Annotated in this window: 17 protein-coding genes; 13 read left to right on the top strand and 4 right to left on the bottom strand. The window is 34.5% G+C overall.

All coding sequences use genetic code 11. The features are described from left to right. Positions 1-42: 42 nt before the first annotated feature. The 3 genes from RM697_RS03130 to RM697_RS03120 form a co-directional block, all read right to left on the bottom strand. Positions 43-3,240 (bottom strand): cytochrome c biogenesis protein CcsA, encoded by a 3,198-nt coding sequence (locus tag RM697_RS03130; RefSeq protein ID WP_311426472.1) that lies wholly within the window; start codon positions 3,238-3,240, stop codon positions 43-45. 568 nt (positions 3,241-3,808) lie between these two features. Next, the gene (locus tag RM697_RS03125) at positions 3,809-4,108 is read right to left on the bottom strand and encodes a DUF2188 domain-containing protein (protein WP_311426384.1); all 300 of its coding nucleotides are present in this window, start codon (positions 4,106-4,108) and stop codon (positions 3,809-3,811) included. A 131-nt stretch (positions 4,109-4,239) separates the two neighbouring features. Continuing rightward, on the bottom strand, positions 4,240-5,376 hold the full coding sequence (locus RM697_RS03120; RefSeq protein ID WP_311426383.1) for a hypothetical protein: 1,137 nt from the start codon (positions 5,374-5,376) through the stop codon (positions 4,240-4,242). Between the two features lie 365 nt (positions 5,377-5,741). On the opposite strand from RM697_RS03120, the gene RM697_RS03115 reads away from it, so the two are divergent. The 9 genes from RM697_RS03115 to RM697_RS03075 all read left to right on the top strand — a co-directional run bounded on the left by RM697_RS03115 (position 5,742) and on the right by RM697_RS03075 (position 14,858). Next, positions 5,742-6,503, top strand: coding sequence for a Rossmann-like and DUF2520 domain-containing protein (locus RM697_RS03115; protein ID WP_311426382.1), 762 nt, complete (start codon positions 5,742-5,744; stop codon positions 6,501-6,503). After that, positions 6,490-7,023, top strand: coding sequence for a KdsC family phosphatase (locus tag RM697_RS03110; RefSeq protein WP_311426381.1), 534 nt, complete (start codon positions 6,490-6,492; stop codon positions 7,021-7,023). Before RM697_RS03115 ends, RM697_RS03110 begins: the two co-directional genes overlap by 14 nt. A 15-nt stretch (positions 7,024-7,038) precedes the next feature. Next, positions 7,039-7,962 carry a geranylgeranylglycerol-phosphate geranylgeranyltransferase gene (locus RM697_RS03105; protein ID WP_311426380.1) on the top strand — a complete coding sequence of 308 codons (924 nt, stop codon included), beginning with the start codon at positions 7,039-7,041 and terminating at the stop codon, positions 7,960-7,962. Between the two features lie 6 nt (positions 7,963-7,968). Further along, positions 7,969-8,325 carry a hypothetical protein gene (locus RM697_RS03100; protein ID WP_311426379.1) on the top strand — a complete coding sequence of 119 codons (357 nt, stop codon included), beginning with the start codon at positions 7,969-7,971 and terminating at the stop codon, positions 8,323-8,325. An 8-nt stretch (positions 8,326-8,333) separates the two neighbouring features. Next, positions 8,334-8,924 carry a Maf-like protein gene (locus RM697_RS03095; RefSeq protein WP_311426378.1) on the top strand — a complete coding sequence of 197 codons (591 nt, stop codon included), beginning with the start codon at positions 8,334-8,336 and terminating at the stop codon, positions 8,922-8,924. Positions 8,925-8,958: 34 nt separating this feature from the next. Further along, positions 8,959-9,882 (top strand): septum formation inhibitor Maf, encoded by a 924-nt coding sequence (locus RM697_RS03090; protein WP_311426377.1) that lies wholly within the window; start codon positions 8,959-8,961, stop codon positions 9,880-9,882. Between the two features lie 40 nt (positions 9,883-9,922). Continuing rightward, entirely contained in the window at positions 9,923-10,453 is a 531-nt protein-coding gene (locus tag RM697_RS03085; protein WP_311426471.1) for a mechanosensitive ion channel domain-containing protein, read from the top strand. Between the two features lie 85 nt (positions 10,454-10,538). Beyond that, entirely contained in the window at positions 10,539-13,055 is a 2,517-nt protein-coding gene (locus RM697_RS03080; protein ID WP_311426376.1) for a PIG-L family deacetylase, read from the top strand. A 111-nt stretch (positions 13,056-13,166) separates the two neighbouring features. After that, positions 13,167-14,858: a sodium:solute symporter family protein gene (locus RM697_RS03075; protein WP_311426375.1), complete on the top strand. Its 1,692-nt coding sequence runs from the start codon at positions 13,167-13,169 to the stop codon at positions 14,856-14,858. Between the two features lie 49 nt (positions 14,859-14,907). On the opposite strand, the gene RM697_RS03070 is transcribed toward RM697_RS03075, so the two are convergent. Further along, entirely contained in the window at positions 14,908-15,759 is an 852-nt protein-coding gene (locus RM697_RS03070; RefSeq protein WP_311426374.1) for a DUF2911 domain-containing protein, read from the bottom strand. A gap of 107 nt (positions 15,760-15,866) precedes the next feature. Between RM697_RS03070 and RM697_RS03065 the strand changes: the two genes are divergently transcribed. The 4 genes from RM697_RS03065 to RM697_RS03050 all read left to right on the top strand — a co-directional run bounded on the left by RM697_RS03065 (position 15,867) and on the right by RM697_RS03050 (position 19,199). Continuing rightward, a complete protein-coding gene (locus RM697_RS03065) occupies positions 15,867-16,538 on the top strand; it encodes an MIP/aquaporin family protein (RefSeq protein ID WP_311426373.1) in 672 nt (223 codons plus the stop codon). 64 nt (positions 16,539-16,602) lie between these two features. Beyond that, positions 16,603-17,259 (top strand): TetR/AcrR family transcriptional regulator, encoded by a 657-nt coding sequence (locus RM697_RS03060; protein WP_311426372.1) that lies wholly within the window; start codon positions 16,603-16,605, stop codon positions 17,257-17,259. After that, entirely contained in the window at positions 17,260-18,570 is a 1,311-nt protein-coding gene (locus tag RM697_RS03055) for an ABC1 kinase family protein (protein ID WP_311426371.1), read from the top strand. Next, positions 18,570-19,199 carry a flavin reductase family protein gene (locus tag RM697_RS03050; RefSeq protein ID WP_311426370.1) on the top strand — a complete coding sequence of 210 codons (630 nt, stop codon included), beginning with the start codon at positions 18,570-18,572 and terminating at the stop codon, positions 19,197-19,199. Before RM697_RS03055 ends, RM697_RS03050 begins: the two co-directional genes overlap by 1 nt.

The following is a 19,199-nucleotide window of genomic DNA, read 5'->3' as shown; positions in this document are numbered from 1 at the left end:
TCTGATGGTTACAATATAAAAGTAATAAATTCTTACAAAAGTTTACTTCTTATAGTGCAGCAAATATTTTTTATGTGCAAAAAAGGCTATAATCAAAATAATAGCGAGCGCTGCACCTATAAATTTAAGGCTAATAATTTGGTCACCACTGGCATAACTATGCAGTCCTGCTAAGTAGAAATTTACACCAAAATAGGTCATCATAATACTCGCAAAGGCTAATACAGACATAAGATTGTAAAACCAACGTCCTCGTAAACCTGGTACCAAACGCATATGGATCACAAATGCATAAATCATAATACTAATAAGTGCCCAAGTTTCTTTAGGATCCCAGCCCCAATAGCGTCCCCAACTTTCATTAGCCCACATACCACCTAAGAAGTTACCAATGGTAAGCATTACTAAGCCAACAGTTAGAGCCATCTCATTAATAATCGTTAGCTCTTTAATGTTTAGGTCCATTTTAGCTTTGTTCTCACTAGTCGTAAAAATCATCAATAATAAAGCCACCAATCCTAAGATCATACCCAAAGCAAAGGGTCCATAACTCCCTACAATAACAGCCACATGGATCATTAACCAGTAACTGTTGAGTACAGGTTGTAAGTTAGCAATTGCAGGATCCATCCAGTTCCAATGCGCTATCATTAATATCATAGATACAACAAAGGTTGTAGAGGCTATGGTTAAGTTACTTTTTCGTCCGAATGCTAATCCAAAAAACATGGTTGCCCAAGCTACGTAAATCATAGATTCGTAGGCATCACTCCATGGTGCATGACCAGATATATACCAACGCCAAATAAGACTAGCCGTATGTAATACAAATAAGGCTATAATAATGCCTATAAGAACTTTAACACCAATATCTATAGACTTGATTCTATCTTTAAAGATTTGCACAATTAACAACACAAATAGTAAAGTCCCAGCATACATGTACCAGCTAAAGAGCTTCTTAAAGATATCGTATTTATTATAGAGTACTTCAGAGTTTACTTTCTCTTCAGAAAGCATAACAGCACTTCCATACTTCTCTTGGGTTTTCTTAAATGATTCTAACAATTTGTTAGCATCTGCAAAATCACCTGTTTGCTTCGCCTTGTTTAAGGTAAACAGGTAAGCACTAAAACCAGAGTTAATAAAGTTGGCATACAACGAGTCTTTAATTTGTTCTCTGTAGCCTTCTTTTCTAAAGTTAGTTGGAGAAATCCAAGTGTTGTTCTCATCATCTGGCACAGGGAATATTTTTAAAGCAGAACCTTCTAAGACATTATTTAATAAATTAACGCGCTGATCAGTTTCTTTAAATTCTTTCTGAAATCCGTTTGGGACTTGTGCTTTATAAGCCGCTTCTAAATACGGATCTAGTTTGTAGTTAAGATCACGATCAAAAAAATCGATAAGACTCACATACTTTTGATCTTTAGGAACACCTATGAGTTTACGTATAGAATCTCCTTTTCGAGGTTTTAGATAAATAACATCCATGTTATACCACAAGGACTTACTCTCGTATATAGAAAGTAGTATTTGATTAGCATCAAATTCTAAATAACTATCCTTTTTACTTAGCTTTCTTAGAAATTCTGAAGCAAAAGTATTCATAGGCATCATACGACCACTTAGATCTTGCACTACCACTCTACCAAAATTGTCTGCGTGATCCTTTGGTGCTATATTAGCACGCAAAATAGAATCGAGTTGTTGGGTTGTAGGTGCAGAATGATCATGACCATCATCTGGTGAATGCTGTGTGTCTTGTGCAGATACATGTATACTACATAATAATGCAATACCAGCCAGTAGTTTGGCCTTCTTCGTTTTAACTTTTTCTAACAATCGTTTTAAATCACCAAAGCGTGTGTGCTTATCAAACAGAATAGCCATTAAACCAAAGTAGAGCAAAAAGTACCCTAAATAGGTCAACCAGGTTCCCCATTGATCGTGATTTACTGATAGGATGGTTCCTTTTTCATCCGGATCAAAACTGGCTTGAAAAAATCGATAGCCTTTATGATCTAAGATATTATTCATGTAAATATGATAATCAAAATCTCCCTGTTCTGTATCGAGCACTGTTACTTTACTTTCATAAGAAGCATAGCTCTTTTCGGTACCTGGATACTTTTCAGCAATAAAATCGTTGAGCTTAATATTAAACGGTAACTCTAAAACTTTAGAACCATATTTTAATGCAATATCTAAGCCTCCTATTTTAATTTGTTCAAACGGATTATTTGAGCCCTTTCCGCCTAGCAATCCAACCTCTTTAGTTTCGCCATTGGTAGTAACCTCTAAGATTACACCATCCTCATCACCTTTAAGGATTACTGGCTTTTTTACAACACCAAACACACCTTTGGTCACAGGATCTGGAAACACCATTTGCATATTACCAATAAGATAACGCGAGCGCAACATTAGGGGTTGTATACTATCTTTAACCACTGCTCCTGTATTGCCTGTTGCCATCTGAAAATATTCGCCTTCAAAGGGAGATTGCATGGACAGTTTACCATTATCATAAAAAATATTAATGGCACCAGGTGTTGGTTTGTTTAAAGACACTAGCGTATTGTGCAGACTCTGCACTTCACCTAGTTTTAAAAAATGATTGTGGCCTTGATTGCCAGCAGATTCCACAACCTTTAAGTATTGTTCCCCAGACGCATCTGGTATAATATCTTCTTCTGCTCCACTAATAAAGTTTTTCAGCTTTATTGAAACAGGTTGTTTGTTATAATTAACATTAATTTCAAAATCATTATCTAATCTGGGTGAGAAATCTACCTTCTCTGTTAACGATAGACGTTGTGGCACACCATCAATTCTATAATCGCCATCCACATAAACGGTAACATAAGTATCTGTAGACAGGAACTTATTTTCTGATGCACCTTCTCTAATAGCCATCATCCCTTCATAACCAATATAGCGTGTTACAAAAGCACCTAAGAGAATAAAAATAAAAGATAGGTGTAATGTGAGTGTGGCCCATTTAGCTTTTTTATAAAGCCTAAATCTAAAAATGTTACCAATAAAATTAATCACAAAAACAACCATAATGCCTTCAAACCACCAGGTATTATAGATAAGGTTTCTGGTGTAAGGTGTTGGTGAGGTGTCTTGGCCTGCATCCATAAAGGTACCTATAGCCATAGCAGCTGCAAAAATTATAAACAAGGAAGCGGTAAGACGCGTGGAAAATAGAATTTTGGACAGTTTCTCTAGCATAGCAATAGCAGGTATTTTTAGCTCGTGCAAATTTAAGGCTTTTGCGCTTATTTTAATGAGGTGTTTTTAGATATTTTAACGGGTTTATCATCATTTATTAAGACCTATGCTATCATATAATGTGACTTTTTTAAAATAACGGTGTCTTATTTATAAAGGCAGAAGAGTAATCTGCCGAATGAAACATAAAGCAAATCCTTGAATAAGATCTCTGAAAAGAAACATTAAAACCTAAATACTCAAAAAACGGACCCTTGTACAGCGTCCGTTTTTTTTACTATATAGTCTCATAATTATTAGACTTTAATTGTTGTAAAAAGGGCTTTAGATTTGGCAGGCGAGCGTCATATCAATGAAAATGGCGTTAAAACAAAATGCTGTTTGAGCATTGCGAGTTCATTTTGTTTCGCCATTAAATTACTATTGACCCCCGAAAATCTCTGACCTAGACCTTTTGGTTCTTTTGCGGCAATGGGAAAAAGAATAGTAGAAAACATAGTCCGCAATAATTAAACACTCAGTCATTACTACTTAGAGTAATCTATATAAATCCAAAAAAGAAAACTATTTAATCTCTATAGCTTATTCGATCTCTAATACCACCAGATGCTCTATGAATTATCACATCAGCATCATAGCGCTTTGCTAAAACCTTAGCTTTATTTATGGCTGTGCTTTGTTTTCGGTGTTTAGAGCTAATACGTTTATTGCCTTCTCGCCGTACAGCCCAACCGTCTTGGTAAGGCACAACATGTTGGTGCCAGGTTCTTTGCTTAGTGGTCTTATAGCCTAAAGCTTTTAGTATGGCGTCTATAAGTTGTTGTATGGCCTTGGTTAGGTTTTGTTTTTTGGTTGTTTTTTTGGCCATTTAGTTTTCTATAGTAAATGCTAATTGTTATGATTTAGAGATAGTAAAAGGTGTTGTTTGTGCAAGGTAAAGCCTATAAATATTGTTTAGCTATTTTGTAATTTGTTGTCTCTTTGCATAGTACTTTTGGATTATTTAAATACACTAAAGCCAAGACCAAAACCAATCCATAATTGTTTATTGAAATACCATTTATTACCTTCTTTGTGGAGTGGGATATCAAAACCTGCACCTACAAAGATTCCGAATTTATTTAAATTAAAGCCATAGGCAAGTCCGGGACTTGCTGCGAGAAGATTAAAGTCTGTATCTTCTGTTCTGCTTGAATTTTCTTGATCTAAAGTTATCTTAGATACTCCTAACAAAAAATTGACAGAATGTGCTTTTTTTCGTTTGATTTCGCCTTTTGAATTATAGCCATGATATCCCCATTGTTTGGATGCAAAAAACGACACGTTGGTATCTGTAAATACATTGTCTCCTCCATTGCTGTCCTTTTGCTTTGTTGTTGCATATATTTTTATTGGCATGGTTAGTGCCCCAAAAGCCCAGTTGGTATTTTTAAGTTGTACTAGCTCATTAGATTTTAGTTTTATACCAATGTTTCTGCTGGTATATTTATCTTCTCCGTTTAAGTAGGATTTGATTCTTTTAGTTTTTGGGTCTTCGACATCGAAAATTCTATACTTTAAGGGTTGAAAGTTTAAATATCCGTTTTCGAATTTAATATTGCCTCGGATTTTTGAAAATCCTCCTGGACATGGGAACTTATTGTCTATTTGAGCGGCTAGTTCATTTATTTGTTTTAATAGTTCTTTTTTATATTCTTTATGGTTTTTGCTATTTTTGTTTTGTGTTATTAATATCTCTTGGTATTCTTTGTTGATTTTATAATCTAGGTTTAAATAAAAACTCCATTTTTTTAATAATTGGTTCATTTTATCTTTTACTTCGATTACACTAGGATGATCTGAATTGAGATCGTTTGCGACTTGATAGCACTTGGCACGAAAATGCATTTCGGTCTGAAATTTGTTTATTATCTCATTAACTACAATAGTATCGTCACTACTATTTATTTCTTTGTACTTAGGTTTTAAGACTTGTGTTTTTTCGAATGACATTAAGGGGTTTTTCCAAGAGATGGGATATATTTCATAGATCTCCTTAATGATTTCCTGACTGCTTACATATTGGTTTGATACGACTAATACTATAATAATGATTATGCATTTTTTTAACCAATGGTTAATGCTTTGATTTTTCATATCTGGTTGGTTTTGGTTACGCTATAGTATTTACTCTTTGCGCATGCACTAGTGTTATACATTGCAATTCTTTACAGCAATGCATATAAGTACTTTTGAGCTATTGGCCCATGACAAAATTTTAAGATATAGCCGACGCTGACTGCGCCGTGTTTTTAGGAATAGTATAAAGGTAATAAAAAATATGATTGGTTTACAAGGCTTTATTGTAAGAGTTAATTTAAAGCCCTCTTTGGCTAAATTCGTAACAAATTAGCTGCTAATTGTTATATATCTGCTCTAATTTCTATAACCAGCTGTTTTACATCTACGAAGATAATGACACCAAGCTTTTTTATGCCATAATACTTGTGTATTTTAGCAGCATGATTGTGGTAAATATCATAGGATCAGGACATGTAGGCTATCATTTGTGCAAAGCTTTAGTTAAAAGTGATTTAGTATCTATAAATCAATGGCTTATACGTAATGCAACTACTAAAATAGATTTTTCTTTTCCTGGTGATATCGTGCGTTCTATCCAAGATTTAAAACCAGCAGATATTACCATCATTGCAGTACATGATGATGCTATTTCTGAGGTCTCTAAAGACATTCCGTTTTCTAATAGTTTGGTAGTGCATACCTCTGGTAGTGTAAACATCCATGATCTAGACCGCAAACATCATCGTGGTGTGTTTTACCCTTTACAATCGTTTTCCAAATCATCGGATATCCATTTTGCAGCTGTGCCCATATGTGTTGAAGCCCTAGAAAAAACAGATGTAAACCTTTTAAAAGCATTAGCCGCAGCCTTAGGTAGTACGCCTTATAAGATGAATACCGAACAACGCCAAACCTTGCATTTATCTGCAGTGTACGTTAATAATTTTGTAAATCAGTTGTACCGTATTGCACACGAAATTAGCGATGCTAAGCACATTAATTTCAACATCTTAAAGCCTTTAATCTTAGAAACTGCCAAAAAGGTTCAGGATATATCACCATACATGGCGCAAACAGGACCAGCAATAAGGAATGATAAAAAAACCATTACACGTCATCTAAAACTTATAGACAACGATACACATAAAGCCATATACCAACTACTCACACAATCTATAAAAGACACTCATGGACGCCGATAAAAGTTATAAAGCATATTTACACCAAATTACCACGCTTATCTTTGATGTAGATGGCGTACTCACTGATGGCACTATTACCATTACCACCACTGGCGAACAATTACGCCGTATGAATATTAAAGATGGCTATGCCTTAAAAACCGCTGTAGACGCAGGTTTTAACGTCTGTATTATATCTGGAGGTAGTAATGAAGGGGTTCGTAAACGTTTAAAAGGACTTGGAATTACCGATATATACCTTGGTGCTCACCATAAGACTGAGCAGCTCGATGAGTACTTAGATATTTATAATATAAACCCAGAACAGGTGTTATACATGGGAGACGATATCCCAGATATTCCGGTAATGAAACTGGTAGGCTTGCCTTGTTGTCCGCAGGATGCTGCGCCAGAAGTTAAGGCTACAAGTAACTATATATCGCATAAAAATGGTGGTAAAGGTTGTGTTAGAGATATCATTGAGCAAGTGCTAAAAGTGCAGGATAAATGGAATGGAAATTTTGATGCTCAATACGATTAAGACCCTACAACCCTTATGCCTTTTCTATTAAATCTTTTAAATCTTATACGCTGGAAAAACCTAGTGCTTATTGCTGTAACGCAGTATTTAATTAAGTATGCTCTACTCCAACCCTTCGAAGTTAGCTTGTACCTTAACCATTATGGCTTTGCCCTACTCGTTGTGTCATCGCTGTGTATTGCTGCTGCAGGATATATTATCAATGATCTGCAGGATGTAACATCTGATCAAATTAATAAACCAGATCGGGTTATTATCAATATGAGTATTAGTGAGTCTTTTGCCTTTAAGCTCTATGTAGGGTTTAATGTGCTTGGTGTAGGGCTAGGATTTGTCCTATGCCATATGATTGGTAAACCTGGCTTTTTTGTCATATTCTTTATCATTTCGGCTTTGCTTTACCTCTACTCGTCTTTTTTACAGTATCATCCTGTGATAGGTAATTTGGTGATTGCGTTGGTTGTAGCCTTTAGTATACTTATTGTTGGTGTTTTTGAATTAATCCCTACCATTACAGACAGCAACAGAACCACACCGTTTTTCTTTTTTAATATTTTAAAGGATTATGCCGTTTTTGCCTTTATGATTACCCTATTACGTGAATTAACTAAGGATATTGAAGATGTTGATGGCGACCACAATGCTGGTATGAATACCTTACCCATAGCTATAGGACGAGAGCGTGCCAATTGGGTAACGTTTATAGTATCGTTGATACCTCTTGGCGCAACCATATATTACGTTATTGCTAATTTATATAAGCAAGAGTGGTTGGTTATTTACTTTTTAGCAACGATTATTGCTCCATTAATTTATGTAAGCATCAAGTTATTTGTTGCTGAAACAAAAGCGCATTACAGACACCTGAGTCTGGTTATTAAATACATACTAATTGCTGGTATTTTATCGTTAGCGTTGTATCCACTTATTATTAGTTAATACGGCATGAAAACTCTAAAACTCTACCTTCCTGAACTGTATTTAATCGCTGCCATTATAATTTACTATATATCAGCAGCACTCATAGTTAATTGGATGGCGTTTGGTTTATTGGTCATTGTCGCTGTATTACTCATCACAAAACATAAAGTCTTTGGCATTTGTGTAGGCCTGTGTTTAGTAATTATTAATCTTTATATGGTATTAGCTTTACTATCTGAACTTTCAGAATTTGAAACCTTTAATAATGATGCGTTGCAGCTTTTAGTATTAGGCTCCCTATTTTTAGGCTTAAACCTGTTGTTTTCTGGCATGTTAATATACAAGAATCTTAAAGCCAGTATTACAATTGCTAAATATTGATAACAACCATGCTGCAAGACTCTCTTAAACACTATACTCTTATTCTTGCCTCTGGTTCACCTAGGCGTCAAAATTTCTTTAAAGCCTTAGGTTTTGATTTTGAGATTCGTTTAAAACCAGTAAAAGAAGAATATCCTGATACCCTCAGACATTTTGAAATTACCAATTACTTGGCGCAATTAAAGTCCTTAGCCTTTAAGGACGACTTACTAGATAATGATATCTTAATTACTAGTGATACTATAGTTTGGCATAATGAGAAGGCCTTAGGTAAACCAAGGACTGCTGAGGAGGCTTTTGAGATGATAGCCTCGTTAAGCGGAACAACGCATCAGGTTATTACTTCGGTATGCTTTACAACCAAAAGCTTTCAAAAAACGATATATGACACCACTAAGGTGTCCATTAAAACCTTAACTACGGATGAGATTAATTATTATATAAAAACGTATAACCCTTACGATAAAGCTGGCGGCTATGGCATACAAGAGTGGTTTGGCTATATTGCTGTAACTCATATTGAAGGCTCTTATTTTAATGTGATGGGCTTACCAACACATCTTGTTTATAAAACGTTAAACAGCATCATTAATTCCTAATCATAAGGTAACTTTGTGTATAAAACACATAATTATGAAGTTATTTTTAAGTCTTGTTTTTATACTTTCTCTTTTATCGTGTAAGGAAGAACGAACTGATGCATTATACATGTCTGTAAATAATGAAACTAATTCTGCTAAAACTAAACCAAAAGAAAACGCATCGCTGTCTGAAGCGTTTAAAGCTTATTGGTATGCAGGTGAAGCCGAAATTACATCCTACAGGCTAAAGCAAGCACGTTATGGAGAATCTAGAGACGGATTCGCCACTCTCGTTTATGTTACCGAACCTTTTGAAAAAGATTTACAAGTAAAAGCAGACTATGCTAATGCGTCTAATATTCCTGTCTTAAAGCTTAACACTACTAAAAATTTTAATACAGGCATCTATCCTTACTCCATAATGCAAAGTACCTTTTACCCTGTGGACAATCATAATCATGCACTAAAAGTATCGTGTTCTGTACAAGAATGGTGTGGCCATGTATACGCGCAACTAAATAATAGAGACGACTTTGAATTTACGTCTCACTCCTACTTTCAAAGTGAGGCAGATCAGGATTTAAAACTTGAAAAGGCTATTCTAGAAAATGAGCTTTGGACTCAACTGCGCATAAACCCTTCAAGTTTACCAACTGGCCAATTTAAAGCTATTCCGTCGTTAGAATTTATTAGACTAAAGCACATACCAGCAAAAGCTTACACTGCCAATGCTAGACTTGGTGATGGCGTTTATGAAATATCTTATCCAGAGATTAACCGAAGCCTAACCATTAACTTCAACAATAGCTTTCCTTATGAGATATTAGGTTGGGAAGAGTCTTATATGAGTGGATTTGGCGCAAATGCTAAGACAATGACATCCTCCGCTACACGCTTAAAAACCATTAAATCTGCGTATTGGAGTAAAAATAGTGTAGCCGATGAGCACCTTAGAGATTCATTAGGCTTACGCTAGATTTAAACTATATTTGTTTTAACTAATCCTCGTAACGATGATGAATGTCTTTGAAACCTACAGATCTGAAATAATCTATACACTTATATTACTCGTTGTACTTCTTATTATTAGAGCTATAATAGTAATTTCGGTAAAAAAAATTGGAAGAAAAAGTGGCACTACAGAAGCACGTGCTAATCTTATTGGTCGTTATGCTACTGTTACCTTAGTCCTTATTGCATTACTTATTGAAGCGTTTATTTTAGGTATTAAAACTCATGAAATCACCTTAGTATTTTCTTCGGTATTTGCAGTTATAGGCATTGCGCTTTTTGCTATTTGGTCCATTTTAAGTAATGTAACTTCTGGTGTTATTATGTTTTTCTCATTTCCATACAAGGTTGGTGATAAAATAAAAATCCATGATAAAGATTATCCTATCGAAGCAATTATTGAAGATATTAGAGCTTTTCAAATTCTTCTTAGAGAAGATAATGGAGATTTGGTCACCTATCCTAATAATTTAATTCTTCAGAAAGCTGTAACTTTAATTCAGAAAGACGCTTTAGATAATGACTCCGTTCTATAATTATAGTTTAGTTAAATAAATTTTAAATCATGCTAAGCTCTTTTATAGTTTTCTATATTTGATTGCTTGCAAACTAACTCACATCATGTTTAGATCATTAACATTTCTTCTTACACTTGTATTCAGTGTTTCATTATTAGCACAGGCACCAAAAAAACCTAACTCATCAGAAATATACGAAGCCATCCAAAAGCTTAATGTTTTAGGGTCTGTATTATATGTGGCTGCGCATCCAGATGATGAAAACACACGATTAATTGCCTATATGGCAAACCATGTTAAGGCCAGAACAGCCTATTTGTCTTTAACGCGTGGCGATGGCGGACAAAACCTTGTTGGACCTGAGTTGCGAGAGCTTTTAGGATTGATTAGAACCCAAGAGTTATTAGCCGCAAGACGTATTGATGGTGGCCAGCAATTATTTACTAGAGCTAATGATTTTGGGTATTCTAAACATCCAGACGAAACTCTAAGTATTTGGGATAAAAATGAGGTCTTAAGTGATGTTGTACTTGCTATTCGGAAATTTAAACCCGATGTTATTATCAATAGATTTGATCACAGACGCGCTGGTAGAACACATGGTCATCATACAGCTTCAGCGTTGCTTAGCATGGAAGCCTTTGATCTAAGCAACAATCCTAATTCATATCCTAATCAGCTCTCTAAGACAGAGGTTTGGCAACCTAAACGATTGTTTTACAATACATCGTGGTGGCGTTATGGTAGTAGAGAAGAATTTGCCAAAATAGATAAAAGTAATATGGCCATGCTCGATATTGGTGTCTATTATCCTTTAAAAGGCTTATCTAATAATGAATTAGCGTCGATGGCTAGTAGTCAGCATTTATGTCAAGGATTTGGCAGACCTACAACACGAGGATCGCAAGAAGAGTACATAGAATTCTTAAAGGGAGATCCCTTAAATAATAGCAACAACGTATTTGAAGGTATTGACACCTCTTGGAATCGTGTTAAAAACGGTGAGGCGATTGGCACACTATTATACGATGTAGAAAACAACTTTAATTTTAAAAATCCGGCTGTTCATTTACCACAATTAATGGAAGCTTATAAACTTATATCTAAACTTGAAGATGAGCATTGGAAAACAATAAAAATCAATGAGTTATATAGTATTATTGAATCTTGCTTAGGTCTTTTTATTGAAGTTAAATCTAGTAGCAGTTCTATGACGCAAAACCAAACCTGTAACTTAGATATTGAAGTGCTTAATAGAAGTGATATTGATGTTAATCTTGTTAATTATGTTCTTCCTACAGGAATAAGTGTATCCAAAAACATTAATCTTACTAACAATACAAAATTTAATTTTGAAGAGGGGTTTAATACCAATACTGTAGACTACACAACACCTTATTGGTTAAGATCTAAAGGTACATTAGGAATGTATAAAGCCGATTCGGATCTTATTGGATTGCCAGAAACACCTAGAGCATTCCATGTAGATTTTAATCTATTAATTAATACTATTCCTATCACCATTTCTAAACCTGTTGTTTATCGTTATTCAAAACCCGATAAAGGTGAGTTATACAAGCCTTTTGAAATTGTTCCTGAAGCTTCAGCAGCCTTAGCAGATAAGGTGTATATTTTTGAAAATGGTAATCCTAAAGATGTTGAAGTTGTCGTAAAAGCAGGCAAAGCTAATCTTGAAGGTACTATAGAGCTTGCCTATCCTAATGATTGGGAGGTTTACCCTAAGGCTCAAAAGATTTCTATTGCTAATAAAGGCGATGTTCAAAAGGTGGTATTTACTATAATACCTCCAAAAACTCAGAGTGAAGGTCTCATTACACCAATGGTAAAGATTGGAGATCAAATTTATACACGGAAACTTGTGGAAATTGATTATGCTCATATTCCATTTCAAACCGCATTACTTCCTAGTGAGAGTAAAGTGGTACGATTAGATATTAAAAAACGTGGTGAAACTATTGGCTACATTGAAGGTGCAGGAGATGTAGTTCCTGAAAGTTTAGAACAAATAGGTTATAATGTGGTGATTATTGATCCTAACACTATTACTGCAGAATTACTGCAGAAATTTGATGCCATCGTCGTAGGCATTAGAGCATACAATACACTAGAGACCATAAAGTTTAAGCAACAGCAATTATTTGATTTTGTAAAAGCAGGAGGTAATTTAATAGTGCAGTATAATACAAGTTTTAGGTTAAAGGTTCATCAATTAGCACCTTATGAGCTAAAACTATCTAGAGATCGTGTCACTGATGAACACGCCGAAGTGCGTCTGCTAGCAAAAGATCATCCTATACTAAACTTCCCTAATAAAATTACTCCTAAAGATTTTGAGGGCTGGACCCAAGAGCGAGGATTGTATTTTCCTAATCAATGGGCTGATGCGTTTACACCAATCTTATCCATGAATGACAAAGGAGAAACTCCTAAAGACGGAAGCCTTCTAGTGGCCAAATATGGCAAAGGACATTATATATATACTGGCTTAAGCTTCTTTAGAGAATTTCCTGCAGGTGTATCTGGTGCTTACCGATTGTTTGCTAATATGCTATCTATTGGAAAGAGCGATATTAACCAGGCTAAAACACTTGACGATTAATGGCTGAGCAAAAATCTAAATATAAGTGGCAACCTATGTATACATTCATATTAGTAGCTAATATGGTTTACATTGTTCTATTCTATTTTATAACAAAATATTATTTGTAGTATGCAGTTAGTTGATTGGATTGTACTTTCTGTTACACTATTGTTTATTGTGCTTTATGGAACATGGCAAACAAGAGGGAGTAAGAATGTTCAAGATTATTTAAAAGGAGGCAATTCCTCTAAATGGTGGACTATTGGTTTATCTGTTATGGCAACACAAGCCAGTGCCATAACGTTTTTATCCACACCTGGACAAGCCTTTAATGACGGTATGGGTTTTGTGCAATTTTATTTTGGCTTACCTATAGCTATGGTAGTGATTTGCATGGTGTTTATTCCGTTATATCATAGACTTAAAGTTTATACTGCCTACGAGTTTTTAGAAAATAGATTTGATCTTAAAACACGAACACTAACTGCAATTTTATTCCTTATACAACGTGGTTTAGCTGCAGGTATAACCATATTTGCACCTGCAATTATTTTATCTGCTGTATTAGGTTGGAACCTTTTACTATTAAACATTATTATTGGTGTACTCGTTATAATTTATACGGTATCTGGTGGCACCAAGGCTGTAAATGTTACTCAAAAGCATCAGATGGTAGTCATTTTTACAGGAATGATTATAGCCTTTATTTTAATCTTAGATAAACTACCAGCAGACATTACGTTTTCAAAAGCCTTAGACATTGCTGGAGCAAGTGGTAAAATGGAAGTGTTAGATTTCTCATTTAATCTTAATAATCGTTATACGATTTGGAGTGGAGTTATTGGTGGAACATTTTTAATGCTTTCTTATTTTGGCACAGATCAAAGCCAAGTGCAACGCTACCTATCTGGTAAGTCTTTAAAAGAAATGCAAATTGGTATGATGTTCAACGGATTACTTAAAGTACCAATGCAATTCTTTATCCTTATGGTTGGTGTTATGGTTTTTGTTTTTTACCAATTTAATGAAGCGCCTGTAAACTTTAATCCAACTGCCACTGCAGTGGTCTTAGACTCTGAATATGCTGAGGCATACAAAACCATTCAGAAAGAACAAGAAGCTATTTTTACACAAAAACAGTTTGCTATACAAGAGTTTTCTCAATCTCCTGATAAAGTAGATCCAGACGTGATAGCAAACTACAACTTGCAATACGATGATTTAAGAGCTAAAGCAAGAGCACTTATAGATAAAGCCGGAGAGTCTAGAAACCTTAAAGTAGAAAGTAATGATAAGGATTATGTGTTTATACATTTTATATTAAACAATCTTCCACGAGGTCTGATTGGTCTACTGCTTGCAGTGATATTAAGTGCTGCTATGTCTAGTACTTCTAGTGAATTAAATGCCTTAGCTAGTACCACAACAATGGATTTATATAAAAGAAATACCTCATCAAAAACGGATGATGAGATGGTGCGTATATCGCGATGGTTTACCTTTGGATGGGGAATTGTAGCTATTGGTGTAGCTTGTGTTGCTAATTTAGCAGAGAACCTTATACAATTAGTTAATATCATTGGTTCTATATTTTATGGAAACGTACTTGGTATTTTCTTATTAGGCTTCTTCTTTAAGTTTGTAAAAGGCAATGCGGTTTTTACTGCTGCACTCATTACACAAGTACTTGTTATTGGGTTATTCTTACTTAATGAATATGATTACATCAATCTACCCTTTTTATGGTTAAACTTTGTAGGCTGTATGATCGTTATTATTATAGCTAGCATTATACAGAGCATAAATCTTGAACGAGCATAAAAAAAGCGCAGCTAATGCTGCGCTCTTATAATTTTATATAGATGTAATATTACATCGCACCCCATTCTTTTAAAGAATCCTCGTTCATTTTTACATAACCAGCATTCTTAGATGCTTTTGCATCAGCTAAAGATGCTTTAGCAGCTTTAATTGCTCCTTCTTTATCACCTGCAGCAGCATACACTAAAGATTTTTGTCTTAGATGCCAAAAGCGAGGTGTCTCTATCATGCTCATAGCTTTATCCATCCATTTTTTTGCCTGTTGTGGATCTTTGCCTTCTGTTGTATAATAAACAGCAGCATTATAGTAATCTCCCATTCCTGGACCTGATAATGCTTTATCTATTGTAGCTTGAACTTTATCTCCTGTTGGCACTGTAAAAGGTACAGCTGCATAACTTTTTTCCCAGATTAGTTCTAAATTTGCTCCATTGTTAGTAATGCTATTAATATCAATAGCAAACGTTTCTACATTGAAAGGGATTTCCATTACTTCTACTTTAGCAGTAGCTACTACTTTAGAATCATCCCAGTTTTGTGGTGTTCCCCAATTTTCAGTATCACTATAGAACATAACCTCCCAATCGGTCTTAGAATTTAATTTTGTAAAAATTGAATACGATCCAGCTTTTACAGTCTGTCCTGCAATAGTTACATCATCACTAAACGTGATGATTGTGTTTTTGTTAGCTCCAGTTCTCCAAACATTTCCGCCGTAAGGTTCTAAAGCTCCAAATATTTGACGACCTTTTACACTAGGACGCGAATACTCGATAGTAATATCAGTTAAACCAACCTTTTGTTCAATTTTTGAAAAAGGGCTTGGTTGTGGTGTTTCTACCTGAGCATGTACTGAAAATGCTAGAGCAAAAACCATAAAGGATAATAATAGTTTTTTCATTGTAATTAGAATTAGTGTTCAAATTTTAAGTGTTCCAAATTTACGCATTAGTACACCCTTGATTTGTTAACAAATCCTTAAATTAAGAGTTATTATATTTGAGCATTATGCAAAAGCAACTTTTATCTGAATGTATTGGTACTTTCGCCATGGTATTTTGTGGCTGTGGTGCAATGACTATTAATGAAATTACTGGAGACTCAATTTCTCATGTTGGTGTCGCCATAACCTGGGGACTCATCGTTATGGCTATGATATATGCCTATGGTGAAATTTCTGGAGCGCATTTTAATCCTGCTGTGACGTTTGGATTTGCTATCGCAAAGAAATTTCCTTGGAAAAAAATACCAAGTTATATACTTGCGCAAGCAGTAGGCGCTTTTCTAGCTGCAGGTTTATTATGGTTTCTATTTCCCGAAAGTGTTAGTCTAGGACATACCTATCCTGCTGAAGGTTTTGAACCTTATAAAGCATTTATCTTAGAGCTAATACTCACCTTTTTTCTTATGGTAGTAATAATCAATGTCTCAACAGGCAGCAAGGAAATAGGTACTATGGCAGCTATTGCTGTTGGTGGTGTTATTTTACTTGAAGCCATGTTTGCAGGCCCTATGACTAAAGCATCTATGAATCCTATTCGATCTCTTGCTCCTGCTCTAATTTCAGGCAACTTAGAACATTTATGGCTCTACCTTACTGCGCCTTTTGTTGGTGCTTTTCTTGCCATAAAAAGTTGTAAACTCGTCAAAGATGAAGAGTGTTGTGATAATGATTGTTAATATTTGTTTAACTATTAGCGTAAATAGTTAAACATTTTGTAAATTTGTGTCATAATATTCAATTATGGCCAAGAAAAAAAACCTTACTAAAGATCAATTAATTTCATTGTACATGGAATCCTTACTAGATCATGGTAAACAACCATCATCTGTATACTCATTTGCTAAGGATAATAATTTTGACGAATCGCTTTTCTACCAACATTACACAAGTTTCAAAACATTAGAACAAGGAGTGTTTAAAGCTTTTTTTGATCAAACAATGACAATGCTTCATGCAAGTAATGATTATGCATCTTACGATTCTAGGAACCGATTACTAAGTTTTCAATTTACCTTTTTTGAGTTATTAACAGCCAATAGAAGTTATGTTGTGCATGCATTAGAGCACAATAAAAGTGTTCTAAAATCATTAGAAGTACTCAAAGAATTGAAGCATGCTTACATTAAGTTTATTGATGAATTAGACTTGAATCTCCCCAATATTAAGCAAGAAACATTGAGTAGAATTCAAACCAAGTCAGTTTCTGAATCGGCTTGGATGCAATTATTAATAACGCTTAAATTTTGGTTAGATGATACCTCATCATCTTTTGAAAAAACAGACGTATTCATTGAAAAATCAGTACATGCAAGTTTTGATCTTATGGATTTTAGACCTCTAAAAAGTGTTCTTGATTTTGGTAAATTTTTAGTGAAAGAGAAATTTCAATACACATAGATGAAAACATTAGACTCCATACCTACCTCAAAAATATCGCGTGCTACTAAACTCGTACAGACTGGTGCCAAAGTTGGTGTAAATTACCTAAAATACTATGGTGATAAGCTCGTTAATTCTAAAGATGAAGCCAAAGAACGTCTCAATCAAAATAATGCTGAAGATATTTATGATGGCTTAAAGCAACTCAAAGGTAGTGCCTTAAAAGTGGCCCAAATGCTGAGCATGGAAAAAAGTATTTTACCACAAGCTTATGTTGAGAAATTCTCCTTAGCTCAGTTTTCTGTTCCGCCACTATCACCTCCTCTTGTCATTAAGACCTTTAAAACATATTTTGGGAAACATCCCAACGACTTATTTGATACTTTTAATGCAACATCTGTCAATGCTGCAAGCATTGGGCAAGTGCATCTTGCTGAAAAGGATGGGAAAAAATTTGCTGTGAAAATTCAATATCCAGGTGTTGCAGAAAGTATTGCGTCAGACTTAGCCTTAGTTAAACCTGTAGCCATTAAGATGTTTAATATAAAAGGAAAGGATTCTGATAAATACTTTAAAGAAGTTGAAAATAAACTTACAGAAGAAACTAATTACATTTTAGAGATAGAACAGAGTAAAACAATTTCTGAGCAATGCAAATACATACCTAATATTAGTTTTCCTAAATACTATGAAGAATTTTCTTCAGAACGAATCATTACCATGGATTATATGGAAGGTGAGCACTTATCAGAGTTTGTAGCTCATAATACTGATTCTGCCATATCTCAGAAATTAGGGCAAGCTCTTTGGGATTTCTACATGTACCAAATGCATGTTTTAAAGAAAGTACACGCAGATCCTCATCCAGGTAACTTTTTAATATCACCTGTCCATGACCTTGTTGTTTTAGATTTTGGTTGTATGAAAGAAGTACCAAATTCATTCTACAAGCCCTATTTTCAATTAGCACAAGAAGAATCTATCAATAACATTGAACATTTTAAATCTAAACTTTATGAGCTCGAAATCCTAAGAGATGACGATTCTCCGAAAGAAATTGAATTTTTTACAGATATGTTCCATGAAATGCTAAGTATTTTCACACTTCCTTTTCATACTGAAGTATTTGATTTTTCTGATGCATCCTTTTTTAATAAAATAACAGAGCTTGGCGAAAAATATAGCAAGAGTACCGAACTCCGTAAAATGAATGGTAATAGAGGCTCAAAACACTTTATATATATAAATAGAACATTCTTTGGTCTTTATAATCTTATGTTCGATTTAAAAGCTAAGGGAATTCAAATAAATAATTTCCAAAATTTATAATGGTTGAATTTTCAAGAGCTGATATTGCGAAAATGCATCATTTATACCGAATTAACCTTATAAACAGTTGTTCTGGCTATAAATCTGCAAATCTTATTGGTACTAAAGATGAAGATGGCAATTCAAACGTAGCTGTATTTAGTTCTGTTACACACTTTGGTTCTAATCCTGCACTATTTGGTTTTGTTTTGAGACCTACAACTGTTTTGAGAAATACTTATGATAATATAAAATCGACCAGACAATTTACTTTAAATCATATCCACGCTGATATTATCGAAGATGCACATCATACTTCTGCTAAATACGATAAAGATATTTCAGAGTTTAATATGACAGACTTACAAGAGGAATACAAATCTGGCATTACTGCACCATTTGTGAAAAATGCACCAATACAAATGGCTATGAAATTTGAAGAAGAATACCATATAAAAGCTAATGATACATTGTTGGTTTTAGGGAGTATAGAACATCTTTTTATAGAGAATTCACTCATTGAACAAGATGGTTTTGTAAATCTTTCCAAAGGAAATATCGCTACCATCAATGGATTAGATGGCTACGCTATACCTAATTTGCACAAACGCCTAGAATATCAAAGACCAAAAGACATTATAAGAGAATAG

It is taken from the genome of Microcosmobacter mediterraneus, from assembly GCF_031846265.1.
GTDB lineage: Bacteria > Bacteroidota > Bacteroidia > Flavobacteriales > Flavobacteriaceae > Microcosmobacter > Microcosmobacter mediterraneus.
Note: the sequence above shows the minus strand (reverse complement) of the source record. Positions and strands in the feature narration are given on the sequence as shown.